Origin of the sequence: Nocardioides sp. LHG3406-4 (assembly GCF_049897745.1) — a bacterium.
Classification (GTDB): Bacteria; Actinomycetota; Actinomycetes; order Propionibacteriales; family Nocardioidaceae; genus Nocardioides.
In genome coordinates, this window is sequence record NZ_JAFCWV010000005.1 from 227753 (window position 1) to 253412 (window position 25660).

Here is a 25660-nt window from a genome sequence, read left to right on the forward strand (position 1 = left end):
ACGGCTGACGGGCGGTGACGAGGCGTGCACGGAGGGGTCAAGTTCTACCGCGGCTCCGCCTCCGCGGCGCGCTCATACGTTGAGGCCGACGGCTCCCGCGTCGACGACTACTACCTCGCCGAAGGCACCGGCGTTGCGACCAGGTACGTCGCCACCACTCCCACAGTGGAAGGGGGACGCGGCGTCTCCGCAGTTCAGGACGGGGGGACGCTGGACGGAGACGCCTACGAACGTTGGGTCGCCGGCTACCACATCGAAACCGGCGCTGCGAAGGGGCGGCTCCGAACCGACGACCGCGGGGTGCGGTTCGTCGAGGTCGTGGTGAACGGTCCGAAGACTTGGTCGCTCGCCGCGACCTTGCACCCGGAGATAGCCGTGGCGTACGACGCCGCGCAGGACCGAGCGGCGGTCGAGACTATCGATTGGCTCGCCCAGCACGGCACCACCCGGATCGGGCCGCGCGGGCGGCAGGTGCAGGTGCCCGTCGAGCAGCTCGAGGCAGCGGTCGTGCGGCACTACACCTCCCGCGCCGGGGACCCGCACCGGCACCTCCATCTGCAGATCAACGCCAGGGTCTTAGCCGCCGGCTCGTGGCGAGGCCTGCACTCGGCGGGCGTCGTCGACAGCATCGGGGCCATCAATGGGATCGGGCACGCTGCCGTGGCTTGCGACCCCGAATTCCGAGAGGCGCTCGCGGCACACGGGTACACCCTCGACCCCGACACCGGCGAGGTCACCCAGCTCGCGCCCTACGCCGCCAGCTTCAGCGCACGCGCGGCCCAGATCACCCGCAACATCGACCGGTACGACGCCGAGTGGCGCACCGAGCACCCCGGGCAGGAGCCTGGGCCAGCACTACGGCGTGCGTGGGACCGCCGGGCCTGGTCTGCAGCCCGTCCCGACAAGGTCGTGCCTGAAGACGGCACCGAGCTTCGGCGACGGTGGGTCGAGGAGCTTCAGGAGCTGGGCTTCACTCCCCCGGCCCGGCCGCCAAGTCTCGAGCAACTCGGGACCGCCACCGGCAGAGTGAACCGAGACGCGGTAGCTGCCTTGGCGCTGTCCCGCTTGGGTGCACGGAGGTCGAGTTGGAACGCCGCCGACATCCGCGGCGAGGTCGAACGGATCGTCGTCTCCCTCGACATCGTCGACCCGACCGTGGTGCGGTGCCAGCTCGCCGAAGACCTGACGGCTCGGACCGTCGCCGAGTGCCAGCACTTGCTCGACCGCAACGACGTTCCCGAACACGTCCGAGCGCTCACCTCCAGGCGCGTGCTGGACGTGGAAGCCGACCTCACCACCCGCCTCGTCGCGCGGTCAGACCACCGCGGCGCTTCCGACCAACTTGGCCACGTGGTCGCCGGACGCGACCTCGACCCAGCCCAACGCGAGGTGGTCGCGGCGTTAGCCGGAACCCACCGCCTGTTGGTCATCGAAGGCGCCGCCGGCGCGGGAAAGACGACCACACTCGCAACGGCACGTGACGTGTTGGAAATGCAGAGCCGGAGGCTGGTCGTCGTCACCCCTACCTTGAAGGCGGCCCGGGTCGCCGGACAACAGATCGGCACCGATGCCTACTCGGCAGCCTGGCTGATCCACCAGCACGGCTTCCGATGGAACGACGACGGCGACTGGTCCCGCGTCCAGACACAGCCGGGCGCTCGGGCCAGGCTCTTGCCCGGCGACGTCCTGCTCGTGGACGAGGCCGGCATGCTCGACCAAGACGTCGCTCGCGCCCTGCTCACCATCGCCGACCATGCCGGAGCACGCGTCGCGTTCGTAGGTGACCGACACCAGCTGCCCCCGGTCGGCCGCGGCGGCGTACTCGATCACGCCGCCCGATGGGCACACCCCGAAGCCCGTCTCACGCTGGAAACCGTCCACCGCTTCACCGATCGTGAGTACGCCGACCTGAGCCTGCTCATGCGCACCGGTGAGCGCAGCGGTGAAGTGTTCGACGTACTCCTCCGACGAGGGGAGATCGCCATCCACCACTCGGAGGTCGAGCGCGTCGCGGCGCTCACCACCGCGCTTACCACCACCGACGGACTGATCGTCGCCGACACCCGCGACCAGGTCCGAGGCATCAACGCCGCACACCGGGATCACCGGCTCACCATGGCCCAAACAACAGAGGTCAACTTGCTCACCACCACTGCCGGCGAGCAGCTCGGGATCGGCGATCGAATCGCCACCCGCCGCAACGACCGGGACCTCGGCGTAGCCAACCGCGACTGCTGGACCGTCACCGGGATCGATGACGACGGAACTCTGCACGTGCGCGGCCGCCCAGGAAGCCGCGTCCTGCCTGCGCCGTACGCGCGCAAGCACGTGGAACTCGCCTATGCCACCACCGTCCACGGCGCCCAAGGAGAGACCGTCTCCACCTGTCACCTGCTCGTCGGCGAGACCACCGGCGCCGCCGCGGCCTACGTCGGCATGACCCGTGGCCGGAGCAGCAACACCGCCCACTTGGTCGCCGAAACCGTCGAGGCCGCCCGCACGCAGTGGATCGACGTATTCAGTCGCGACGGCGCCGACCTCGGCCCCAAACAGGCCGCGGTGATCGCCGAGGAAGCCATCGACCGCTACGGACCTCAAAGCCCCAGGCACTCCCCTGCACTACAAGCCGCCGCGCTCCACCGGGCCCAGCAGCGCACGCGCGACCACCCAGTCCCAATCACGAGGTCGCCGTCGCAGGGCATCGGCCGCTGACCAACGACCACTTCGTCAGCCACCTCTGACCGCTCCCATGCCGTCAGAGGACATAGGTGTTCAACGGGCCACTGGCGACGTCACCGACGAACAAGAGAACCCAACGGTGTCCGATCCGCAGCCTGGGCTGCTGCTTCTCCGACCAGACCGTCGACCCGACACGACAGGAAGCGATCGCATGGAACCGATCGAGATCCCCACCGATTGGCAGGACCACGGACTCCTCACCTTCGAAGAGTTCTGCACCCTCATCCGTATCCCACAACGCACCGTTCGAGACTGGCGCCGACGCGGCGTTGGGCCGCGCTGGACCCGACTCGACGGATGCGGCCGGCTCTACATCAGCGTCGCAGAAGCACGACGCTTCCTCCGGTCAGCCCCGGGTGCTCCTGTCAGCCAGACGCCGAAGGTCCAAGCACCGGAGCGCACCCATGGCTAGGAAGCAACAACTCCCCGTCTACGTCAGCCTCGAAGAGGCGGCCGACATGATGTCGTTATCCACCCGCACAATCCGGCGACGGATCAGCGACGGCACCATCCCGGCCTACCAGTGCGGACGCCGCGCCATTCGCATCCGCGTTGACGAACTCGAGGCCGCACTGCGCCGCATCCCGTCGGCACGGTGGTGAAGAGCGCGGCGAGGCTGCTGCAAACTGATCTTTCAGCGCACGCAGATGTGTCCAACGAGTGCGCGCTCCTCGGTGCGTCCGGCGCGATCCTGGTCGAACGTAGCGCCCCTGAACTGTCGATAAGAGACTGAAGCCTGCTCAGAGGAGTTCGATCGGAGGCGGCAGGTGTTGGTCCACCTCTAGGTTGCCCAGCGATGCCGCGACGAGTCCGGCCTGTCGAAGCGTTCGCAGGAGTAGGTCTGAGAGAAGATGACATCGTGTGGACAGGAATCCTTGGTGGACGGCGAGTCGCGGGCAGCGAGGTTCTGCACAGTTACTGGACCCTCGCGGCCGAACGCCAGCGGGTCTATCACGCGCGACTAGACGGTGAACCCGCCCCGTGGACTGAGGATCCGGTCGTCTCTAAGTACCGGTTCACGAATGCCTACCGTGCGGCCGATCGGGTTTCACAGGACCTGATTCGGGTAATCTATAGCGGACCACAGGAGCCACGCGATGTGTTGTTCCGCATGCTGTTGTTCAGGTTCTTCAACAAACCCGAGACGTGGGCTGCGCTGGAGAATGCACGCGGGGAAATCTCGGCTGACGACTTCGACGTCGAGGGGTACTCGCGCATCCTCGACGATCGGCTCGCTCGCTGCGAACGGGTGTACTCAGCTGCCTACATCGTGCCACCCCCGCCGTTCGGCGAAGTACGCAAGCACCGCAATCATCTCCGGCTGATCGAGCACATGATGAGCAGCAGTTTGGAGAATGACCTCGCAACGGCTCCTTCTCTGCGGGCGGTGTTCTCCCGACTGATCTCTTTCCCGTCTCTGGGGCCGTTCCTTGGCTTCCAGTTGACGATTGACTTGAACTACTCCCCCCTGATCGACTTCGACGAGAACGACTTCGTCGTAGCGGGGCCGGGCGCGCTCAGCGGGCTAGCCAAGTGCTTCCCAAACGCGCGAGACATGGATCCAGCTGGTCTGATTCGCATGATGGTCGAGACTCAAGAGGATCAGCTGGACTTCTACGGGGTCAATTTCAAAGATCTGTTCGGTCGTCCGTTGAAACTCATCGATTGCCAAAACCTGTTTTGCGAGACTGACAAGTACGCCCGTGTGATGCATCCGGATCGTCGTGGGATCGGCAACCGGACGCGGATCAAGCAGCAGTTCGCGCCTTTCGGGCGGCCGGCCGTTCCTTTCTTTCCACCGAAATGGGGACTCGATCCGTCAGAAACAGAAGCATCCGTTGCAGCGGTTGGTTAGCCGTGGGCGAGGCCGAGCCGCTTGAGTTCGGCCGTCAGGAACTCGTGGGTGTCGTCTTCCGCCATCGCAGGGACGCGAACCACGGTCGTGAGGCTTTCGTCGGCAATCGCCTGGTACCCCCGGGCGACACCGTCGACGTTATTTGGGTCGGACTCGTAGGCGTGAAGAAAGAGAAAGATGGCGTCCGCCCGAAGCGGTGCCCAAATCTCCTCGATGAGGGCGCGAAAGGTGAGCTCTTGTATGCCGAAGGCGCTTTCATCTCTGCCATACCAGCCGTAGGACAGCGTTGACCACCACCAGCGGTCGAGTACCAGCGCCCCACTCCTGGCCTTCTCAACGAGGGTAGGAATGGATTCAACGTGACAGGCGAGGTGGGCCAGCTGTCGTGCCAGCGAATGCGACGGTGTCGTGTCCTTGTTCTCCAGTACCGCGTATACCGCGGCGGTGAACCCGCTGAAGCCGGATGGCATGTGTGCGAACGTTGCGCCGGCGGGGTCGATGGCCTGCCTCATCCGCTCCAGTTGGGTGGACTTACCGGCCTTGTCGAGGCCCTCGAACACAATCACGCTGCCGGCAGTGAGGGTCAGGGCGCTCGTCGACGGGCTCGAGGGCGTGTTTGGGGACATGGCCGTGGGCTCCTCACGGTTAGCTGCTTGGGGGCGTGAAGGTGAGGGTGCGAGCTTCGAGGTCGGCATGAAGGATGCCGCCGCGGTGGTCGCGCAGCGCGCGGAATGCTCGGTAGCCGGCGAGGATTGCGTACTCCCAGTCCGCCCCGCTTCGTTCGGACACTTCCAGGTGACTGGTCATGCGTTGGCAGGCTTTGATGAGGTCGGCGGGGACGCGGTCGCTGGTGGCGAACAGACTGTGGTCGGTGGCGACGGAGAAGACGTAGGCGGTTAGGCCCTCCTCCAGGGCGGCTGAACGGCCTCCGTCCTGGATGCGGTCGGTGTCGCGGTCGCCCTTGCGCTTCACACCGAGCAGGCCACGAAGGGTTGGGGACCAGCCGAGGACGGCCATATGTCCCAAGTGGAGTGCATCGTGGTAGCGGTAGTCGTCGTTGTCGTCACGGTTGTCATCTAGTGGGTCGCCGACCGAGTCGGTGCCCCTGTATATGCGCACCACGGGGACCGGGCGCGGACCGCGGTCGGTATCGGCCGTCTCGGTGAAGGTGATGTCGAGTTGGCGGGCGAACTGCTCGTCGATAGGGCGCTGTTCGTCGAAGAGGCGATGCGGCGGCGCGTGGGCGGGGCGGTTGAATCGCAGCTCAGTCTTGTGAAGATTGTCCGAGAGGACCTCACTTAAGTCGAGGTTGCAACGTCGTGCGAGGGCTGCGGCGTACCAGAAAAGGTCGCCGAGTTCTTCGCGGACTTCGTCACGGAAGGCGCGGTAGCCAACGGCGTCTCGTTGCTGCTTCTTGTACTCGGCTGAGAGGTGGCCGACCTCGCCGGCGAGCCCGAGCAGGGTCAGGGTGAGGTCATCGTTGGGCAATACGTCGCTGGCAGCAGACCGGCGCTGGTATTCACCGATGTCCATAAATGTTCCTGTCTCTTGTGTCGGAGTCAGCGGTTAATGACTACGGCGGCCTGGACGGCGTTGGCGACGAGATAGCCCAAGGGGAGCCAGCCGTAGCCTGCCGCGCCCCAGGCTTCGGACCAGCTGTTGCGGATCAGCAAACGTCTCCCCTTGATGGGGTCGGTGGTGGCGCCGATGACCAGAACGGCGTGATAGTCGCCGGGGGGGCTCCGGATGTCGGGCACGTCGATAGAGCCGTCAGGAGCCGGGTTCTGGAGCTCCTGGGTGATCTCGACTACCAAGACGAGTGGGTATCCCGCGGCGAGGGTGTCCTCTATCCGATCTTCGACTCCGTCGTGGGCCGGTTCGAAAATGAGTCCTCGCGCCCGCTGCCAGGGAGGCGCCCCGGCCGCGGTGGGCGGGTCTTCGGTCCCATACCCCAGATTCGGGTTCCACGGCCACTGGCCCAGCGGCGGCTGGCCCGACTCAGCGAGTGCCTGGCAGGCGTCGTGGAGGTCCATGCCATCGGGGTGGGTTTGGCCGCGCTGGGCGCAGTGCCACCAGATCGCCTCCGGCGCCTTCGCCGTGTCCACGGTCGGGTCTGAGCCGACAAGTGCATCGTGTGCCAGGCTGAGCGAAAGCGGCACACAAAGCGGTCTCGGCCCTTGGCTCATCAGTGGGCTGGAGATGCGGGCGCGGAGATCGACGTCCGGGCGAGGTACGCCGGCGGGCGTAGGCGAAGTGGAGTTACTCACCGACTACTCCCTCGGGCCGTCGTGGTCGATGTGCTCGGCGTCGCCTGGTTCGTCACCGTCGGAGCCCGCCTGATTCGCGACGCTGAGGTGGTGTTTGCGTTGGGCAGCGGAAGGCGACGGTGCGATGGTGACGTCGATTTGGTAGGTCTCCGCCGCCGTTGCGGCGGGGTCGTATGCGGAGCTGTACACGAGGCGGTAGGTGTCGAGTCCTTCTCCGGCCGAGCGCAGTGCGATGACGCGGGTTCCTGTTCCGCCGACCAGCAGATCGACTGCTGACGGTGCTGCGGGCTGCACGACACCGCGTGCCCGCTCAACAGGGGTGTCCATCGCCACCGAGAGCGACTCGCCGCGCGCGATGGATCTGCGCAGCGCCCGGCGTTCCGACGGTCGCACCGAGGTCCACGAAGCGCGGTAGGTGTCCTCCACAGTGCGCAGCTCGGGAACATGCAGAAGGGCTTCGACTTCCTCCTGCCCCATGGTGATGTTGTCAGCGGCTTCGCGTCTGGGCTCGCGGATTCCCAGGATGCGGGTCGCGCCGGTGTTGCCGGGGAGGGCGAGCAGTGCCCGGTCGACATCCCGGCGAGACTTGGCGCTGTGGCCGGTTGCAGGTACCCAGTCGGTTTCCCGGTCCCCGATCTGGGCGGTCGGATCGATCGGCGGCTCGGGTTGGATGCGTCGAGCGGCTCGTGCCTGAAGATCATCCTCGGTGAGCCACTGGTAGCCGGTGGTGCGGTTCTCGGGAAGCATGATGACGACCTCGTCGCCTTCGGTGACGGTGATTGCGCCCCCGGAGGAGCGCACGTCAACTGGCCAGACGTCGACGTTGCCGGCGGGTCTGTGTCCCAGGGCGAGCTGGCTCTTGATTGCGGCTGGCTGGATTGAGAGCAGCTCGTCGCGCTTGTTGCGGTTGATCATGTCGAGGTTGTCCAGTTGGCGCACGACGGCCTCGTAGCTGGCACCCATGTCGCGGGCCATTAAATAGACCAGTGGGCCGGTGGCGGTGGCCGAGGCCGTGACGCCGTATCGGCCGGCTGTGGCATAGACCAGGGGCGGGGGCATCAGCAGCTGGCCGGCAAAGACCTGGGCGAGCTGCTCGCGATCGTGCGTGGGGTAATAGAGATCCGCTTCGGTGTCGAACGCTGCTTCGTGATCCAGGATCCAGTGTCCAATCTCGTGGGCGGCGGTGTAGCGCTGGACGGCGGCACCGCGCTGCGTGCTTAGCATGATGCCGCCATCGCCGTGGGGAACCAGAGCGCCGAGAATCGTCTTCAGGTTGTTGAAGACGAGTTCGAGGCCGAGTTGCTCGATGAGGGCGAGCACATCGATGGGCGCGTCCTGGGGGACGTCGTACTCGCGCAGTAACGCATCTGCTTCTTGGAGCGCGTGACGGCGCGCTTGGATAGAGACCATCGTCAGCCTCCGTCAGTCGCAGGTAGGTTTCGGGCCGCGCGGATTCGAGGCTTTGAGGTTCCTTGAGTCTTCGCGGCGGCCAGGAACTCGGCGAACCGAAGCACTTGCTCCTTGTCCTCCGGTGAAAGTTCTGCGGTCGCCCGGTAGAGGGCACCGTTGTCGCCGATGAGCTCCGCGTCGGGCTCCTCGCCAAGCACCCACGCCACACTGCGTCGATACAGCCGCGCGAGACGGCGAAGTTCCACGGCGCTGACGTTTCGTTTCCCTGCCTCCAGTGCAATGACGCTGGTGCGCTGGATGCCGAGAGCGCCCGCTACATCTTCTTGTGTCAGACCGAGGGTTTCCCGCGCACTCCTAAGTCGCTGCCCCACCGCCTGCTGTTCGGTCAGGTCCATGTCCATCTCATTTCGCTTGGCTCGTCGAAGTTGTTGCCGTGGCGCACCGATCAGGCGGGGCGTAGGTCGCACAGCACCTTGTCGCGACAACCAACGCGGTGGCGAGGTCGGCCTCGTGGCTCATCGACAATGTCAATGAGACACCCGCCTGCTCCGCGAACGCGCTCGCAGTGCCTGACAACCTCAGCTCAGGCCGCCGGCCTTCTAAGGAGACGACTTCGATATCGAGTGGATCCACCTCGCCGATGCCGTGGCCCAGCGCCTTCATCACTGCCTCCTTGGCTGCCCACCGAGCGGCATATCGAGCGACTGACGCACCGCAGTAGGCCTGCTCTGCGCGGCTCCAGCACATGTCACGGTAGGGCTGCCCTGACGCCTCGAGCATGGCGTCCATCTGGTTGATGCTCACCATGTCGATGCCCGCCGCGGTGGCACACATCGCTACGCCGCCCCTCTGGCGGCCGTGATCAGTTCAGCCACGCCGGCCTTGGTGTAGTTGCTGTGCTCTGCGTCCGCGAAGGTGGCGTTAACCATCAGCTCTCCGACCTCGTAGCCGGTCTGTTGGGCTAGAAAACTGAGAAGGCGGCTGAGGCCAAGCAGGTTGCCGTATGCCTTGGTCACCAGATACTGATGCCGGTAGGTGGCGGCCATGCTGATGTGGTTCTGATACAGGGTGAGGTCCACATGGACCAGGCAAGGGAATCCGTACTCACGCAGATCGCTCGCTGCATAAATTTGGAGTCCGTCGAGAGGGTCTCCGGTCTCAGCTTCACCCGCTATCGCAATGTCCTCCAAATTTCTCTGGCTGACATTCCGTGTCCGCGCACTACGGAAGTGCCTGATTCGATCAGCCAGTTGATTGGCGCCGCCCCCGGTCTTGCCCGGCCAACTCACCATGCGCCCGAAGTAGGTCCCGCGCCGGTTCGCCGAATCGGTCGTCAGGATTGGCAGCATCTCCCCGTAGCACTCGTAGAGGTCCGCGGCGCTTGCATCCAGCTTGGCCAGCGACTCCTCGTCCATGCCAGGAACGAACATAATTCCGGTGTCAGCGTAGATGTCGCGGGGGAAGATCGTGCCGGCGACGGTCTCGACGGGCTGAACGCGAACTTTCTTTCGCGGAACCGCCAGGACCGCGTCGAGCGCTGCGCGAATCCCTTCGGTCTCGGGCGCCAGTGGGTCATTGATCGTCGTGATCACGTTGACTGCGTGCCCGCCTTCATTGGCCACGTGTTCCACGGTGCGCAGCCATGCCTCACTGAGGTTGGCTGCAGGCTCGATGTAGCTGCTCATACGAGGGTGCCTTCCGAATCTGCGCTGATGACTGATCCCAGGAGCCCAGTGAGGCCGCCCAGGCTGCGAAGCGACTCCAGGTCTTTCACGCGCGCCAGGTTGACAAGCTTCCGACGTCCGTATGCTTCGGAAACCCGACCGATCAACCAGACCGCGACCTGACTGCTGATGCGCGTGGTTCCGTCTGAGTGAATCTCACCCGCCGCAAGCTCCTGGGCTGGCCTGTTGGCCATCGCGGCCCAGAGCTCCAGCAGGGTGGCTGACATAGCCGCCGCGTCAGCGGCCCGCAGCTCGGACCGCCCGAGTCCTGGCACGGCGGCAACACGCTGCGCCAACGTCAAGACGGGGTGCGCGGAGGTGGCTGGCGGCGGGATCGTGTGTACGGCTGAGATGGACGAAGGGAAGAAGCTCCCGCCGCCGCTCTCTGCGCCAGCACTCACGTTCGATGTCATGACCCCAATGTCACATTTTCTGACATTGAAAGTCAAGGGCAAACAGACGCCGAGGATCCCTTGCCCGTGACCCGGTGCTCGTACAAGCGTTCAGAGTCTGCCCGGAACCTCTTACTCCCCCGCCAGCTCGGACAACCGTCGGGCGATCTCGGCGTCGCGATCGGCAGCAGCGTGCTGGTAGCGCATCGCAGCACTCGGCGTCGTGTGGCCGAGTCGACCCATCAGCTCCGCAAGTGTGGCGCCTGTCTGGGCGGCGAGGACGGCGCCGGTGTGGCGCAGGTCGTGCCAACGTAGGTCCTTGCGGCCGGCAGCCTCGCGGGCTGGATAGTAGACGCGGTACAGCGTCGACGGCGCCATGTGGGTGTTCTCATCGGCAGACGCGGGAAATAACAGCGAGTCTTTGCCGGGAGCGGTGTGATTCGCCAGGTGGTCCTTCACCAGCGGCACCAAGTGAGGCGGGATGGCCACGTCGCGAATCCCGGCGTCCGACTTGGGCTGACCGACGATGAACTTCCCATCGACGCGGACCACGCCGCGCCGGATCTTGACGCGGTTGGTCCGCAGGTCGATGTCACCGCGACGGAGCTCGGCGAGCTCCCCGAAGCGCATGGCGCACCAAGCAGCAAGGAGCCCCATCAGCTTGTAGCGCTCTGGGAGCTCCTCGACGATCACCCGCAATTCCTCCAGGGTCGCCGGCTCGACCTGATGGACACGCTTCGTGTTGCCGGCGCCCCGGATGTGTGCCGGGTTGTAGGGAATGAATGGCTGAGGACGCTCCGTGGCAGCGCTGTTGAAGATCGTGCGCAGGAGGCTGTAGGACTGCGCCCGAATCGTCTCGCGACCGGGCGCCAACGCGTCGTACCAGTCGTTGACGTCCTCGTTCGAGATCTTGTCGATGCGCTCGTCGCCGAACGTCGGGTAGATGAACTTGTCGAGCAACATGCGGTACTGCCCGCGCGTGGTGGGTCGCAGCTCACGGCCCTTGGTCCTCCGGGTCTCCAGCCAGTGATCGGCATAAGCGCTGAACGTTGGAGTCGTGCGCCGGAAGCTTGCTTGCGTGGTCGCGGCGGGGGCCCATACCTGCATCTCGATCTCGGCCCGTCGCGCAGACAGCCAGGCGGTCGCGTCGTCCCGGGCGCTGAACGTGACGGGCGCGCGGTAGAGATTGCCATCAGGACCGGTGTACGCCGCCCGGTAGCGACCCGACGAGAGCCGCTCGATGCGCCCGAAACTGCGCCTCGGTCTAGGCTGCTTGCGAGACATCTTTTGCCACCCCAGTATCGCCTTTTGAGGAACATACGAGGAATAGCGAGGTCATTTCGTGTCCGAAGCTGTCCTGACCTGTCACTGACTCATACGCCGTCTAACCTGCGAGTTTACCTCGAAAGTGGACGTCCGACGAGGTCTCGTGGTAGGCCTGTTCTCAAAGGTTCAATCCCAGTATCGCCCCGAGCAATTTCACATCCATCGGTGTTCTCCCGAGCTTTAGTCGCGCCGCAATAGGCATGAGGGTTTGCCGCCTTCGCTCGAGGCGCAATCACAGCGCCCACAACCCCGCCCGCCCATGGGAGGCTGCACACGCACATCGAGACCCGTACGAGCCGAGTGGAGCCCAGCAGATGGTGAGTGTCGACGCGGACGGCGTGCCACTCAGCCGGCTCGTGGAGACGCTGGGGTCGGCCGTCGTACGCGTCATCTCGACGCCCGGGCTCGAGACGGCGCTCGCCCGCGAGGTGATCGTGCACGACCCCGTCAATCCCCCGGTCATCCGGCAGGGCGACCTCGTGCTGGCGGTGGGTGTGCGGGCGCCGTCGCAGCAGGCCGTCGCGCTCGTCGAGGCGGCGGGCATAGCGCAGGCGGCCGCGGTGGTGGTCAAGGCGCCCGATGAAGGGCTGGCCAAGCTGCGGAGCGCCGCCGACGGGGCGGGCGTCACGCTGATGGTGCTGCCCACGGCGATGCGGTGGGAGCAGATCAGCGTCCTGATGCGGCACGCGATCACCGCCGCGCACTCGTCGTCGGGGAGCCTGCAGGCGGTCGGGGACCTGTTCGGGTTCGCCAACGTGCTCGCCAAGGCGGTCGGGGGCGCCGTCACGGTCGAGGATGCGACCAGCCACGTGCTGGCCTACTCGACGCTGCACGACGACGTGCTCGACGCTCCGCGGCGCGAGGCGATCCTCGGGCGGCGGGTGCCCGAGATCTATCTCCACTACCTCCGCGAGCGGGGCGTCTTCAACGCGTTGCGGCGCTCCGACACCGTCGTCGAGCTCGAGGCCGACGCCGAGCTGGGGCTGAGCCGCCGGCTAGCCATCTCAGTGCGCGCCGACACCGAGATGCTCGGCACCCTGTGGGCGCTCGAGGGGAAGGTGCCCCTCGGGCGCGAGGCGGAGAAGGTGATGCTCGACGCCTCGCGGGCGGCGTCGGGGCACCTGCTCCGCGCGCAGAGCGTGGGCTTCACGCTGCAGCAGCACCGCGAGGACATGCTCCGCCAGCTCCTCGAGGATCGCGTCGACGTCGGCACCGCAGCCGCCGCCCTGGGCTTCGACGCCGACCTCCCGGCCGCGGTCATGGGCATCGCGCTGGACTCCCGCGGCACGCTACCGGCCGACCACCACGCCTACCGCCGGCTCGACGAGCTCATCAACGCCCGCGCGATGGCCTTCCGGTGGCACGTGTCCAGCGCCCTGGCCGGCGTGCGCATGCTGGCGCTTCTCCCGGAGGTCACCGGCGACCCGGCGCAGGTCGAGACCGGCATCCGCCGGCTGGCCGTCGGGCTCGCGGGCGACGCCGAGCAGGCGGGCTTCCGTGTGCGCGTGGCCTGCGGGCCGGTCGTGCCGACCCTGCATGACGCCGCGGCCAGCACGGCGTCGGTCGACGAGATCCTGCAGTGCCTGGCGCGCGAGCCGGCTCGCGGGCCGGTCGCGTCGCACGCCGACGTACGCGCGTCGGTGTCGCTCTACGGCGCCCTCGCGGCCCTGACGCCGATGTCGGCGCTGTGGGAGGGGCCGGTGGCCCGGATCGTGGAGTACGACGCGGAGCACGGCACCGACTACGGCGTGACCCTGCGGGCGTGGCTCGACGGGTTCGGCGACACCGGCGCGGTCGCGAGGGCGCTGAACGTGCACCGCAACACGCTGCGCTACCGGCTGCAACGCATCGAGGCGCTGTCGGGCATGCGGCTCGACGACCCGGAGGAGCGGCTGATCGCCGCCCTGCACCTGCGCCGGCTCTGACCCCTACGCCGACACGGTCTCGCGCGAGGTGAGGACCTCGCGCAGCACGTCCTCGCGCACGGTGACCCCGAGCCCCGGCCCCTGCGGCACGGCGACCTGGCCGTCGACCAGCAGGAACGGCTCGGTGATGTCCTCGGCGTAGTAGCGCTCGGAGGCGGAGATGTCGCCGGGGAGCGTGAAGCCCGGGAGCGAGGCCAGGGCCAGGTTCGCGGCCCGGCCGAGACCCGTCTCCAGCATGCCGCCGCACCACACCGGGGTGTCCAGGGCGGTGGCGACGTCGTGAGTACGCCGCGCCTCGAGGTAGCCGCCCATCCGGCCGGCCTTGATGTTCACGATGCTGCAGGCGCCGGCGCGGATGGCGGCCGCGGTGTTCGCGGCCGTCGTCAGCGACTCGTCCAGGCAGATCGGCGTGATGCACCGGGCCGCCAGCTCGGCGTGCAGCCCGTGGGCGTCGTGCTCGAAGGGCTGCTCGATCAGCAGGAGGCCGAAGGCGTCCAGCTCGGTCAGGAGGGCCAGGTCCTTGGCGCGGTAGGCGGTGTTGCCGTCCACCTGGAGCGCGAGGTCGCTCCCGAACGCCTCCCTGACCGCGGCCACCGGCGCGATGTCGAAGCCGGGCTGGATCTTCAGCTTGACCCGGCGGTAGCCCTGCGCCCGGTACTCGCCGACGACGTCGACGAGCTGCTCGACGGTCTCGGTGATGCCCACCGAGACGCCGACGTCGACCCGCTCCCGCACTCCCCCGAAGTAGTCGGTCAGGCTCATGCCCACCGTGCGCAGCTGCGCGTCGAGCACCGCCAGCTCCAGCGCGGCCTTGGCCATCCGGTGCCCGACGATGCCCTCGGTGAGGTCGGCGACCTTCGCGGCGGTGAGGTCGGGCTCGGCGAGGACGGCCGGCACGAGGTAGCGCGCCAGGACCTGCGCCGCCCCGTCGACGTACTCCTCGTTGTAGACCGGGTCCGCCAGCGCGACGCACTCGCCGTAGCCGGTCACCCCGTCGGTCGTGTGCGCGACCACCACGAGGACGTCGCGCCCGGTCTGCACGCCGAACGACGTGCGGAACGGCGAGACCAGCGGCATCTTCAGGCGCAGCAGCTCCACGGACCCGAGCTTCATCAGGTTCTCCTCGAGAGTTCGACGATCAGGGCAGCGAGCAGAGCAGCGCGCTGTGGCATGGCGGTCGTGACGACATACTCGCCCTCGGCGTGCGCGCCGGCACCGACGGCGCCGAGCCCGTCCAGCGTGGGTACGCCGAGCGCGGCGGTGAAGTTGCCGTCGGACCCGCCGCCCACGCGCGCGGAGGTCAGCGCTGGCAGGCCGCAGCGGCTGGCCGCCTGCTGGGCCAGCGCGAAGAGGTCGGCCGCGGCCCGCTCCTCGAGCGGCGGCCGGTTGATCCCGCCCGCGACCTCCACCGTGGCGCCGTTCGACGGAAGCAGGGCGCGCAGTGCGTCGTCGACCCGCTCCTGCTCGGCAACCGTGGCGGCGCGTACGTCGACGGCGATCGACGCGCTGGCCGGCACGGTGTTCTGGGCGGACCCGGCGGTGCTCAGGGTCGGCGTGACGGTCGTGCCCACCGCGGCGTCGGCGATGCCGTCGAGCGCGAGCACCAGCTCGGCGGCGGCGACCAGCGCGTTGACGCCCTTCTCCGGCTCGAGCCCGGCGTGCGCGGCCCGGCCGGTGAGGTGCAGCCAGTAGTTGCCGACGCCCTTGCGCTCCACCTTCAGGGCCCCGTCGGCCGAGGCCTCCAGCACCAGCACCGCGCCGGCTCCCTCCGCTGCGGCCTCCACGAGGGCGCGTCCGGCGGGCGAGCCGATCTCCTCGTCCGCCGTCACGAGTACGACGACCGGCGGCCGCGGCAGGTCGGCCGCCGCGAGCGCGGCCAGCGCGAAGAGGGCCTGGACGATGCCGGCCTTCATGTCGAACGCACCCGGGCCCGTCGCGCGGTCGTCGGTCACCGAGAACGGCCAGCGGGCCAGGGTGCCGGCCGGCCAGACCGTGTCCAGGTGGTTCAGCAGGACGACCGGTGCGGCGTCGCTGCGCACCCCGGGCAGGTCCCAGCGCAGAGCCGGCGGGTCGCTCGCCACCCGCTCAGCCGGCCGACCCAGCAGGCGCTCCCCTAGGTCGGCGACCAGGTCGGCGGTGCGGTCCAGCAGAGCAGGGTCGTCGGAGGGAGACTCGCTGGAGACCAGCGCGTCCAGCATCGCCACCATGTCGTGCTGCTGGGCGGCCAGTCGGGCGGTCAGGTCCACGAGCGGATCCGGCGCGGGCATCAGGCGTCCTCCCCGTCGACGAGCTGGTAGCGCGCGTCGGTGACCCGGCCGACGCGCAGCCCGTCGTCGTACGCCGCCCGCAGCACCTCGCGGCAGGCAGCGCGCCAGGCCTTGCTGCGCGCGGGGTCGCGGCGCCGCAGGGTCTCGTAGTCGGCCGGGACGGCGAGTACGGCGCCCGCCGACGGCTCGGTGCCGGTCAGCTGCGGCCAGCCGTCACGCTCGACGAGCAGGGCCAGCAGCTCGTCATCGGTCGCGGGTGCCGGCGCAGGCGCGGGAGGCAGCGGCTTCGCCAACGCCCAGATCGCCTCCAGCCGGTCGGAGGCGTCGCCGTCGTTGATCGCGTCGTCCATCACGCCGTAGAAGTCGACGTAGAACGCGGCGGCCCGGGCTCCGAGCGCCTCCAGGTTGAAGGCCGCGTTGCGGCGTACGAGCGGGTCGAAGGTCCAGCGCATGTCGGTGATGCCCTGGGCCAGGCAGGTGTGGCGCTGGGCCAGCTTGAGGGCGTAGCCGACCCCGCGGCGCCGGTAGCCGTCCACGACCCCCACCTGGTGCGAGTGCACGTGCAGCACGGGCGCCCAGCCGAGGAACCCGACCGCGAACCCCACGGCGGGAAGTCCGGGCAGGGTGCGGTCCAGGGCCAGGTGCACCGGGTCGCCGGCGTGCATGATCGCCCGCAGCTCGTTGCGGGCGAACGTGCCGCCCGGGCCCCAGACCCGGTCGCCGACCTCCTCGATCTGGCGCGCGGCGGACTCGTGCTGGGGCTCGACGATCTCGATCTGCGCCCAGTCCGCTGCCTCGCGGGCGTCGCGCTCGGCGGCGGCGACCGTCTTGCCGAGCTCGTCCCGGGAGGTCGCACCGTCCCGCCCCCGTCCCTCGACGGGTGGCGCGGTCTGCGGCATGGCGGATCCTTTCGGCGGGCGTCGGTCGGCCGCCATGCTTCCTTGCGCCGCCCGCTCCCGGCATCGTGCAGATGCACCACCTTGAGGGCGAAAGCCTGTGCGAACGGCACAGGTTCTGCGGTCGGGGCCTCCCCTAGGCTCGCCGCACCCGGTGGACCCCGGCGTCCATCCGCCCGACCCCTGAAGGATCACTGATGGCCCACGCACCCAGCGGCTCTCCCACCACCGACTCCGGTCGCGTCGAGATCGACGGCGACACCCGGCTGCGCCAGCTCGGCTACAAGCCACGGCTCAAGCGAGGCCTGTCCACGCTCGAGTCGGTGATCCTGACGCTCTCGGACATCACGCCCGCCGGCTCCCTGCTGATCGTCGGCCTCGCCGTCGTCGCGGTCGCCGGCACCGGGTCGGTGCTCGCCTACGTGGCCGGTGCGGCACTGGCGGTGATGGTGGCGCTGTGCATGGCCGAGCTGGGCTCGCTCTACCCGATCGCCGGCGGCATCTACTCGATCGTGGCGCGCGTCCTCGGCACCTGGGCCGCGTTCCTCACCCTCCTGAGCTACGTCGTGCAGGCGATCTTCCTGCCCGCCAGCATCGCGCTCGGCGTCGGCATCTACCTCAACTCCCTCAACGACGCCTTCCCGGTCAACCTCTCCGCCGCCATCGCCATGGTCATCGTCACCGGCCTGGCGATGCTGAAGATCCACGTGAACGCGCTGATGACCGCGCTCTTCCTGGCCCTGGAGATGGTCGTCATCGTGGTGATCGCGGTGGCCGGTTTCTCCAACCCGACGCAGAGCATCTCGACCTTCTTCGACCCGGTCGGGGTCGTCGACGGGACGCTGCAGTCCTTCGGCACCGGAGCCGTCGTCGCCGCGGTGGCCATCGCGCTGCAGTCCGTCAACGGGTACGACGCGGCCATCTCGTTCGCCGAGGAGACCAAGGGCTCGACGCGCAACGTCGGCAAGGCCGTCCTGCTGTCCTGCCTCGTCGGCGTTGGGCTCGAGCTGGCGGCCTTCCTCGGTGCGGCCTTCGGTGCCCCCGACCTCAAGGACTTCCTCTCCTCCAGCACCCCGCTCACCTACGTCGTCGAGCAGCACTGGGGCCACACCGCCACCACGATCCTCGTCGTGGGTGCGGTCATCGCGTTCTTCAACGCCTGCCTGGCGATCACGCTCCAGTTCGCCCGGGTGCTGTGGGCGAGCGGTCGGGACGGCATCTGGCCGTCGCCGGTCAGCAAGGCGCTGCAGCAGCTGCTGCCCTCGACCGACGCCCCGTGGGTCGCCACCCTCTTCGTCGGCACCTGCGCCACGATCCTCTGCTTCGCCTCCGACATCGTCGCCGTGGTGACCTTTGTGTCCGTGCTGACCATCTCGATCTACGTCTTCGTCGGGGTGACCACGATCGTGAGCCGCACCCGGGACAAGTCCTCGGTGCGGACCTTCCGCCTGCCGCTCTACCCGCTGCCTCCGCTGCTCGCCATCGTGGGCGCCCTGCTGGCGCTGAGCCAGCAGGCTTCCAAGGACCTGATCGCGGTTGCGATCATCTACGCGTTGGGCCTCGCCTACTACTTCTTCTACCTGCGGTCGCGCCGCGAGGCGATGGCCGCCCTGCGCGAGCCGCAGCTCGTCGACTGACAAGGGAAACCGATGACGAAACCGACCGTGATGCAGCTGCTGCGCAACCGGGACCTCACCGTCCCGGCGGAGCACGAGACCGCACTCGAGGACTACTGGACCAAGCTCCGGGGGCTGAGGGCCCAGGTCGACGAGTCGCTGCTGGCCGACCACGAGATCGCCGTGACCTGGAGCGCAGCGGAGGAGCAGGCATGAGCGAGGACCTCGCGGCCCTGCCGGTGCACGAGCTGGCCCCGATGATCGAGTCCGGCCAGGTGTCGCCGGTCGAGGTGACCGAGGCCGTGCTGGAGAACGTCGGGAGGTACGACGACGCGCTCAAGGCCTACATCGACGTCTACCGGGACGACGCGCTGGCGGCAGCCCGGGCGGCCGAGTCGGAGATCTCCGGCGGCCGCTACCGCGGCCCGCTGCACGGCGTACCGCTGGCGATCAAGGACAACATCTACTTCGCCGACCGGGTCACCACGATGGGTTCGAAGATCCACGGCGACTTCGTCTCCAGCACCAACGCCACCGTGGTCGACCGGCTCGCCGACGCGGGCGCGGTCTTCCTCGGCAAGCTCAACATGCACGAGTACGCGCTGGGCGGCACGACGGACAACCGCTACTACGGCACCTGCCGCAACCCGTGGGACCTCGACAAGAGCCCGGGCGGCTCGAGCGGCGGCTCGGCCGCCGCCCTCGCGAGCAACATGGCGACCGCAGCCCTCGGGTCGGACACCTCCGGCTCGATCCGCATCCCAGCGGCGTTCTGCGGCATCGTCGGCCTGAAGCCGACGTACGGCCGGATCAGCCGGTACGGCGTCTTCCCGGAGGCCTGGACGCTCGACCACGTCGGTCCGATGACCCGCAGCGTCAGGGACGCCGCCATCATGCTCGACGCGACCAGCGGCTACGACCCGCGCGACCCCGGGTCCCTGAACCAGCCCGGCACCGAGACCGCCGGCTCGCTGCGCACCAGCCTCGAGGGCGTCACCATCGGTGTCGTCGAGGACTTCTACTTCCACGACGTCGACGACGAGATCGCCCGCGCCGTCCGCGCCGGCATCGAGTCGCTGCGCGGCCTGGGCGCGGACATCCGGGAGATCAGCATCCCGGGCCTCAAGGACGCGGAGTACGCCCTCACCATCATCGACACCAGCGAGACCAGCACGGTGCACCGGGCCAACCTGCGCGACCGGCCACAGGACTACAGCGACGACGTCAGGCTGCTGCTCGAGTGCGGCGAGCTGCCGTTGGCGGTGGACTACCTGGAGGCGCAGCAGATACGACGGCACCTCCGCGCTGAGGTGCAGGCCGCCTTCGCCGACGTGGATGTCATCGCCGGCCCCACGCTGCCGATCCGGACGCCGACGATCGGCGAGGAGACGGCGAAGCTCAACGGCGGGGACGTCGACGCGCTGGAGAACCTCATCCGCCTCGTCGGCCCGGCCAGCCTGCTCGGCCTGCCCACCCTGTCGGTGCCCTGCGGCCTCGCCGAGGGCCTCCCGGTCGGGATGCAGATCATCGGCCCGGCGCGCGGCGAGCAGAGCGTGCTCGACGTCGGGCACGTGCTCGAGTCGACGGCGCCGCTCGGGTCGCACCGGCCGACGGCGTACCTCGACCGCTAGCGCCCAGCGCAGCGCGCCGGCCGCGCGGGAGACTCTGTTCCACCGTCCAGCAGAGGGCGGATTTTCTTTACCCGGGCGATTGATCATTCGCCTGTGGGCATACCCCAATTTGGGTACGGTCGATCTCACTTGGTCCTCCGAACCCGCACTGGGTTCGAGACGTCTCGGGATATCCCTCGTCCCCCGTCGCTGCCCTCACCCAAAGGTCACACCCGCCGTGAAGAACCCACGAACCGTGTTCGAGCGCGCCCTGATCTCGGTACTGCTGCTCGCTCCCCCGACCGGTCTGCTGATGTCCACGCCCGCCGTCGCCAGCCCTGCAGGGATGCACAGCGTGCACCCCGACCCCGCCGGCGGGACGCTGTACGAGGAGACCTTCGAGCTCGGCACCCGCGGCTGGTCGGCGAGCGCCCCCGCCAGGCTCACCGCCGTGGCGCACGGCCGGAACTCCGGACGGGCCGCTCGGCTGCGCACCCACGCCTCCGGCCGGGTGACGGCCAGCACCGACGTCGTCGGCAGCGACCAGAGCGGCCCGCACGTCGTGAGCGCCTGGCTCCGCTCCAAGCGCGGCTCCGTGCCCGCGAGCCTGGTCGTCCGCGAGATCGACGCCGCCCACGGCACGGTGCTCACCACGGCGCGCGACAGCTTCGTGGTGCGCGACCGGTGGCGTCGTACGGAGGTCGAGCTGCTCCGCTCCTCGGCCACCTCGCGCATCTCCGTGCAGGTGCAAACCAGGCAAGGTCGGCGCGACCGGGTGCTGCTCGACGATGTGAGGGTCGTGCGCAAGGAGCCGAGCACCACGACCCCCACACCGACGCCCGTCCCCGACCCGACGCCGACCCCGATCCCCACGCCGACTCCTGTCCCGCCCACCGGTACGCCGACGCCGACGCCCACACCCCCTCCCACACCGGTCCCGCCGCCGCCGGCGCCGCCCACCAAGGACCTCCGCGGCTGGCAGCTCGACGCGACCAACGTCGGGCTGGCGCCGTACGGGCTCAGCTGCGCGTCGCTGCCGGCGTACACCGGTCCGGCCAAGCCGGCACGGGGCGCGGTCCTCGCGGGCGTCCGGATCACCGTGCCGCTCGACCTCTCCAACGGCGACATCACCGTCGAGCGGTCCTGCATGCGCCCGACGAGCACCGGCTACCACAACAACTTCCTGGTGACCACGACCATCTGTGCGGCCGACTGCAACGCCACGCCGGTCGGCAACGTCGTCATCCGCGACTCCGAGATCGACGGCAGCGCCCTCTCCGCGGCCACCGTCGCCAAGTCGTGCGCCTTCCTCGGCGTCGGCACCCTGCAGCGCAACTACATGCACGGCATGGGCTCCGGCATCTGCTTCTTCGAGACGGGCACCGTCCACAACGCGCTCGCCGCGCAGAACTACGTGACCGGTCTGCGCTCCTCCGGCGACTCCCACAACGAGGCGGCGACCGTGCGCGACTTCCGCAAGAACGCCGCCGACACTCGCACGGTGCAGTTCGTCGACAACCGGCTGGACGCCTCGGGGGGCAACACCACGGGCGGGCTGTTCATCCAGCCGACCTGGGTGCCGATCTACAACCTGACACTGCGCGGCAACTACTTCGAGGGCGAGGGCTACAACCTCTACGCCGAGACCAAGGGCGGCACCTACGGCAACATCCGCGCCGTCGACAACCGCTTCCGGCCGACCGGCTGGGGTGCGGTCTCCACCGCGGGCCCCGGCTGGGCGGAGTGGCGCGACAACTACCGCTTCGACGCCGCGCGGACCGGCGGCAAAGGCGCCGTCCTCAGTCCCTGACGGACGCCACGCTTAGGGTCAGTCCTCGTCCGAGGCGTCCTCGCCATGGGTGCCCGGCCGGGGCGCCCACGGCAGCTCCTTGGCCGGGCGTACGACGATCAGCCGGTCGCCGCGGGCGAGCTGGGTGACCACCGGGTCGAAGTAGCGGTAGACCTTCTCGTCGCGCGCGACCGCGATCACCTGGTCGGGGAGCTGCTGCGGCTGCTTGCCGACCTCGTTGACGAGCAGGTCGCGCTCGGCGACCTCGAGCCCCTCGCCGTACGTCAGCAGATCCTCCATCACCGAGCCGAGCACCGGCGACATCGAGGACAGGCCGAGCAGGCGGCCGACGGCGTCGGAGGAGGTGATGACGGAGTTGGCACCGGACTGGCGCATCAGCGGGACGTTCTCGTGCTCGCGCACGGAGGCGACGATCCAGGCGTCGGGGTTGAGCTGCCGGACCGTGAGGGTGGCGAGCACGTTGGAGTCGTCGCGGTCGGTGGTGATGATGACCTGGTCGGCGTCGGCCACGCCCGCCTGGCGGAGCACCTGCCGGCGGGTCGCATCGCCGGTGATGATCGTAAGGCCATCCTCGTGCGCGTCGTTCTTCGCACCGGGGTTGGGGTCGACGATGACGATCGACCCCTTGTCCTGGCCGTTGTTGATGAGGGTCTCGACAGCCGAGCGGCCCTTGGTGCCGTAGCCGACGACGACGACGCGCTTACCCATGTTTCTCCTCCACCGGGCGACCCGGAACATCTCGCGACCCTGCGAGGCGAGCACCTCGAGGGTGGTGCCGATCAGCAGGACCAGGAAGGCGATGCGGAACGGCGTGATGACGAACGCGTTGACCATCCGCGCCCCCGGAGCGACCGGCGCGATGTCGCCGTACCCGGTCGTGCTCAGCGTGACGGTCGTGTAGTAGATCGCGTCCTTGAAGTCGACGGCGTAGTTGTTCACCGGGTCGTTGCCGTCGCGGTAGCCGCTGCGGTCGAAGTAGACCAGGAGCACGGTGGCGACCAGGATCGCCAGCGCTGCCAGCAGCCGGCGGCCGAGCTCCCACCACGGGGAGCGCACCCGGTCGGGGAGGGCGACCATGCTCGTGGCGCGCATCGCCGCCGTCTCGTAGCGCGACGTCTTGATCACGCGGTCACTCTTTCATGCCGACCGTGCGCCGCAGCCGCGCCATCAGCTCGCGCCGCGCGTTGGCCGTGCGGGTCTGCGGGAAGACCGCGTCGAAGGCGGCGTTGACCGCTGCGCCGATGAGCACCGCGATGGCCAGGATGTAGAGCCACAGCAGTACGGCGATCGGCGCGGCCAGCGGCCCGTAGATCGAGCGCGACTCCGCCGCGGTGACAGTCAGCGTCCACCGCAGCAGGTAGGAGCCGAGGATCCACACGACCAGCGAGAAGATCGCGCCCGGCAGGTTGAAGCTCCAGTTGGTCCGCACCGGCACCGACACGTGGTAGAGCGTGGCGAGGAAGCAGATGCAGACCACGATCACGGTCGGCCAGTAGAACGACATCAGGAAGTCGAAGTCCTGCGGCAGCCACGAGCCGATCAGGTTGGGGCCCGCCACCACCAGCGGGATCGTGATGCCGCCGGTCACCATCGCCATCAGGTAGAGCACGAACGACAGGGCCCGCGTCTTCACGATCCCGCGGTGCCCGCCGAGCCCGTGCATGATCGTGATGGTGTCGACGAAGACGTTCAGCGCCCGGCTGCCCGACCACAGGGCGAGCACGAAGCCGAGCGAGATGACGTCGTACCGCCCGCCGTTGAGGACCTGGTCGATCGTCGGCTCGATGATCCGGTTCACCGCGCCGTCGGTCAGCGCCCGGGACGCGAGGTCGAGGACCGCTCGGCGTACGTCGTCGACCTGCGCCTCGGTGAAGCTGTCGGACACGAAGCCGACGGCGCCCGCCAGCGCGAAGACCAGCGGCGGCACCGACAGCACCGCGAAGAACGCCGCCTCGGCGGCCAGGCCGGTCACCCGGTAGCGCAGGCAGGAGCCGACGGTGGTGACGACCAGCCGCCAGATCGTCTCCCGGAGGCGCTCCAGGGCCGACTGTGCGGGGCGAGCCACAGGATGTTGCTGGCTCGCAGGCGGCATGGACCTACGGTATCCATATGGATCACCGAAACCGGGGAGCCGATCTGCGGGCCTCGAGCAACCAGGTGCCGCTGCTCGCCGGCCACGACGTGATCGCCTCCGACCGGGCGCTGAGCGAGGCCGTCGAGCGGCACGGGTCGGCCGAGGTGCTCGCCGGTCTCCGCCCCCTCGGCATCGAGGCCGGCAGCGCCGAGGCCCGCGAGCACGGACGGCTCGCCAACGAGTTCCACCCCCGCCTGACGTCGTACGACCGCTACGGCAACCGCATCGACGAGGTCGAGTTCCATCCCTCGTGGCACTGGCTGATGGAGCGCGGCGTGGGCCACGGCCTGCAGGCCGCCCCGTGGGCGTCCGACGACCCGCACGCGCACGTACGCCGCGCGGCCGGCTTCTTCGCGTGGTCGCAGACCGAGCCGGGCCACGGCTGCCCGCTCTCCATGACGTACGCCGCGGTGCCGGCGCTGCGGGCCGACGACGCGCTCGCCAAGGAGTGGACTCCCCTGCTGGCCTCGACCAGCTACGACCCGGGCGTGCGGAACCCTGCCGACAAGGGCGGCGCCCTCGCCGGCATGGGGATGACCGAGAAGCAGGGCGGCTCCGACGTCCGCGCCAACGTCACCCAGGCGCGTCGTACCGACGAGGACGGGCTCTACACGCTGCACGGGCACAAGTGGTTCACGTCCGCCCCGATGAACGACGTCTTCCTGGTGCTCGCGCAGGCCGAGGGCGGCGTCACCTGCTTCGTGGTGCCGCGGGTGCTGCCCGACGGGACGCGCAACCAGTTCGACGTCGTCCGCCTCAAGGACAAGCTGGGCAACCGCTCCAACGCCTCCGGCGAGCTGGAGTTCGACGGCACCCTCGCCCGTCGGCTCGGCGACGAGGGCCGTGGCGTGCGCACCATCATCGAGATGGTCGCCGCCACCCGGCTCGACTGTGTGCTCGGCTCGGCCTCGCTGATGCGCAAGGCACTTGCCGAGGCCTCCTGGCACGTCGCCCACCGGTCGGCCTTCAGCGGGCTGCTCGCCGACAAGCCGCTCATGCAGAACGTCATCGCCGACCTCGCCGTCGAGTCCGAGGCGGCCACCGCGCTCGCCATGCGGCTCGCCGCCGCGGTCGACGGGCGGGACGACCCGCACGAGGCGGCGCTGCGACGCATCGCCCTGCCTCTCGCGAAGTTCTGGGTCTGCAAGCGCACCCCGCCGATGGTGGCCGAGGCGCTGGAGTGCCTCGGCGGCAACGGCTACGTCGAGGAGTCGGGCATGCCGCTGCTCTTCCGCGAGTCGCCGCTCAACTCCGTATGGGAGGGCTCGGGCAACGTCAACGCCCTCGACGTGCTCCGCGCGATCTCGCGCGAGCCCGAGGCCCTCGCCGCGTGGATCACCGAGGTGGGCCTGGCGCGCGGCGCCGACCCGCGGCTCGACCGGGCCATCGACGACACGCTCGCGCTCCTGGGCGACGTGTCCTCCCTCGAGGCCGGCGCCCGGCGGCTCGCCGGCCAGATGGCCGCCTGCCTCCAGGGCTCGCTGCTCGTGCGCTTCGCTCCCCCGCAGGTCGCCGACGCCTTCTGCGAGACCCGCCTCGGCACGTCGTACGGCGGCACGTTCGGCACGCTCTCCGGCGGCGACCTGCGCTCGATCGTGGAGCGGGCCACGCCTGTGGTTGAGGGCTGAGCGCCGGCATGGACGAGGAGGGCTATCTCGCGAGGTTGCTCGCCGCGTTGTCGCGGCCCGG

General features: G+C 68.9%; 22 protein-coding genes. 9 read left to right on the forward strand and 13 right to left on the reverse strand.

Features of this window, described 5'->3' with window-relative positions:
• The first annotated feature begins 24 nt into the window (after window positions 1-24).
• From mobF to ACP7BP_RS17930, 3 genes are all read left to right on the forward strand, one after another.
• Window positions 25-2712, forward strand: a complete 2688-nt coding sequence (gene mobF / locus ACP7BP_RS17920; RefSeq protein WP_426246551.1) for a MobF family relaxase — start codon at window positions 25-27, stop codon at window positions 2710-2712.
• A 431-nt stretch (window positions 2713-3143) separates the two neighbouring features.
• Entirely contained in the window at window positions 3144-3341 is a 198-nt protein-coding gene (locus tag ACP7BP_RS17925) for a helix-turn-helix domain-containing protein (protein WP_426246553.1), read from the forward strand.
• Between the two features lie 257 nt (window positions 3342-3598).
• Entirely contained in the window at window positions 3599-4594 is a 996-nt protein-coding gene (locus ACP7BP_RS17930) for a nucleotide kinase domain-containing protein (protein ID WP_426246555.1), read from the forward strand.
• On the opposite strand, the gene ACP7BP_RS17935 is transcribed toward ACP7BP_RS17930, so the two are convergent.
• The 8 genes from ACP7BP_RS17935 to ACP7BP_RS17970 form a co-directional block, all read right to left on the reverse strand.
• Window positions 4591-5220, reverse strand: a complete 630-nt coding sequence (locus tag ACP7BP_RS17935) for a dTMP kinase (RefSeq protein WP_426246557.1) — start codon at window positions 5218-5220, stop codon at window positions 4591-4593. The two genes, ACP7BP_RS17930 and ACP7BP_RS17935, sit on opposite strands and share 4 nt — an antisense overlap.
• Window positions 5221-5239: 19 nt before the next feature.
• Entirely contained in the window at window positions 5240-6127 is an 888-nt protein-coding gene (locus ACP7BP_RS17940) for a MazG nucleotide pyrophosphohydrolase domain-containing protein (RefSeq protein WP_426246559.1), read from the reverse strand.
• 26 nt (window positions 6128-6153) lie between these two features.
• Window positions 6154-6699, reverse strand: a complete 546-nt coding sequence (locus ACP7BP_RS17945) for a C1 family peptidase (protein WP_426246560.1) — start codon at window positions 6697-6699, stop codon at window positions 6154-6156.
• Between the two features lie 165 nt (window positions 6700-6864).
• Window positions 6865-8271, reverse strand: a complete 1407-nt coding sequence (locus tag ACP7BP_RS17950) for an ImmA/IrrE family metallo-endopeptidase (RefSeq protein WP_426246562.1) — start codon at window positions 8269-8271, stop codon at window positions 6865-6867.
• Window positions 8272-8273: 2 nt separating this feature from the next.
• Window positions 8274-8666 (reverse strand): helix-turn-helix domain-containing protein, encoded by a 393-nt coding sequence (locus tag ACP7BP_RS17955; protein WP_426246564.1) that lies wholly within the window; start codon window positions 8664-8666, stop codon window positions 8274-8276.
• A 7-nt stretch (window positions 8667-8673) separates the two neighbouring features.
• Complete coding sequence (locus tag ACP7BP_RS17960) at window positions 8674-9105, reverse strand: holo-ACP synthase (RefSeq protein ID WP_426246565.1); 432 nt, start codon at window positions 9103-9105, stop codon at window positions 8674-8676.
• Between the two features lie 2 nt (window positions 9106-9107).
• A complete protein-coding gene (locus tag ACP7BP_RS17965; protein ID WP_426246567.1) occupies window positions 9108-9956 on the reverse strand; it encodes a hypothetical protein in 849 nt (282 codons plus the stop codon).
• A gap of 563 nt (window positions 9957-10519) precedes the next feature.
• Window positions 10520-11671, reverse strand: coding sequence for a tyrosine-type recombinase/integrase (locus ACP7BP_RS17970; RefSeq protein WP_426246568.1), 1152 nt, complete (start codon window positions 11669-11671; stop codon window positions 10520-10522).
• Between the two features lie 356 nt (window positions 11672-12027).
• On the opposite strand from ACP7BP_RS17970, the gene ACP7BP_RS17975 reads away from it, so the two are divergent.
• On the forward strand, window positions 12028-13638 hold the full coding sequence (locus tag ACP7BP_RS17975) for a PucR family transcriptional regulator (protein ID WP_426246569.1): 1611 nt from the start codon (window positions 12028-12030) through the stop codon (window positions 13636-13638).
• Window positions 13639-13641: 3 nt separating this feature from the next.
• On the opposite strand, the gene menC is transcribed toward ACP7BP_RS17975, so the two are convergent.
• From menC to ACP7BP_RS17990, 3 genes are read right to left on the reverse strand one after another with little or no spacing between them, the layout of a single operon-like run.
• Window positions 13642-14751 carry an o-succinylbenzoate synthase gene (menC, locus tag ACP7BP_RS17980; RefSeq protein ID WP_426246571.1) on the reverse strand — a complete coding sequence of 370 codons (1110 nt, stop codon included), beginning with the start codon at window positions 14749-14751 and terminating at the stop codon, window positions 13642-13644.
• Window positions 14751-15905 carry a M20/M25/M40 family metallo-hydrolase gene (locus ACP7BP_RS17985; RefSeq protein WP_426246573.1) on the reverse strand — a complete coding sequence of 385 codons (1155 nt, stop codon included), beginning with the start codon at window positions 15903-15905 and terminating at the stop codon, window positions 14751-14753. The genes menC and ACP7BP_RS17985 overlap by 1 nt, the downstream gene beginning before the upstream one ends.
• Window positions 15905-16804 carry a GNAT family N-acetyltransferase gene (locus ACP7BP_RS17990; RefSeq protein WP_426246575.1) on the reverse strand — a complete coding sequence of 300 codons (900 nt, stop codon included), beginning with the start codon at window positions 16802-16804 and terminating at the stop codon, window positions 15905-15907. The genes ACP7BP_RS17985 and ACP7BP_RS17990 overlap by 1 nt, the downstream gene beginning before the upstream one ends.
• 194 nt (window positions 16805-16998) lie before the next feature.
• On the opposite strand from ACP7BP_RS17990, the gene ACP7BP_RS17995 reads away from it, so the two are divergent.
• The 4 genes from ACP7BP_RS17995 to ACP7BP_RS18010 all read left to right on the forward strand — a co-directional run bounded on the left by ACP7BP_RS17995 (window position 16999) and on the right by ACP7BP_RS18010 (window position 21837).
• Window positions 16999-18438 (forward strand): APC family permease, encoded by a 1440-nt coding sequence (locus ACP7BP_RS17995; protein WP_426246576.1) that lies wholly within the window; start codon window positions 16999-17001, stop codon window positions 18436-18438.
• A 12-nt stretch (window positions 18439-18450) separates the two neighbouring features.
• Window positions 18451-18633 (forward strand): hypothetical protein, encoded by a 183-nt coding sequence (locus ACP7BP_RS18000; RefSeq protein WP_426246578.1) that lies wholly within the window; start codon window positions 18451-18453, stop codon window positions 18631-18633.
• Complete coding sequence (locus ACP7BP_RS18005; RefSeq protein WP_426246579.1) at window positions 18630-20048, forward strand: amidase; 1419 nt, start codon at window positions 18630-18632, stop codon at window positions 20046-20048. The genes ACP7BP_RS18000 and ACP7BP_RS18005 overlap by 4 nt, the downstream gene beginning before the upstream one ends.
• Before the next feature lie 217 nt (window positions 20049-20265).
• Window positions 20266-21837, forward strand: a complete 1572-nt coding sequence (locus ACP7BP_RS18010) for a hypothetical protein (protein WP_426246581.1) — start codon at window positions 20266-20268, stop codon at window positions 21835-21837.
• A gap of 18 nt (window positions 21838-21855) precedes the next feature.
• On the opposite strand, the gene ACP7BP_RS18015 is transcribed toward ACP7BP_RS18010, so the two are convergent.
• Together ACP7BP_RS18015 and ACP7BP_RS18020 are read right to left on the reverse strand one after the other, a co-directional pair.
• Window positions 21856-22962, reverse strand: a complete 1107-nt coding sequence (locus ACP7BP_RS18015) for a potassium channel family protein (protein WP_426246582.1) — start codon at window positions 22960-22962, stop codon at window positions 21856-21858.
• Window positions 22963-22966: 4 nt separating this feature from the next.
• The gene (locus ACP7BP_RS18020; protein WP_426246583.1) at window positions 22967-23902 is read right to left on the reverse strand and encodes a YihY/virulence factor BrkB family protein; all 936 of its coding nucleotides are present in this window, start codon (window positions 23900-23902) and stop codon (window positions 22967-22969) included.
• Between the two features lie 44 nt (window positions 23903-23946).
• Between ACP7BP_RS18020 and ACP7BP_RS18025 the strand changes: the two genes are divergently transcribed.
• Window positions 23947-25599, forward strand: a complete 1653-nt coding sequence (locus tag ACP7BP_RS18025) for an acyl-CoA dehydrogenase family protein (protein WP_426246584.1) — start codon at window positions 23947-23949, stop codon at window positions 25597-25599.
• Window positions 25600-25660: the final 61 nt, after the last annotated feature.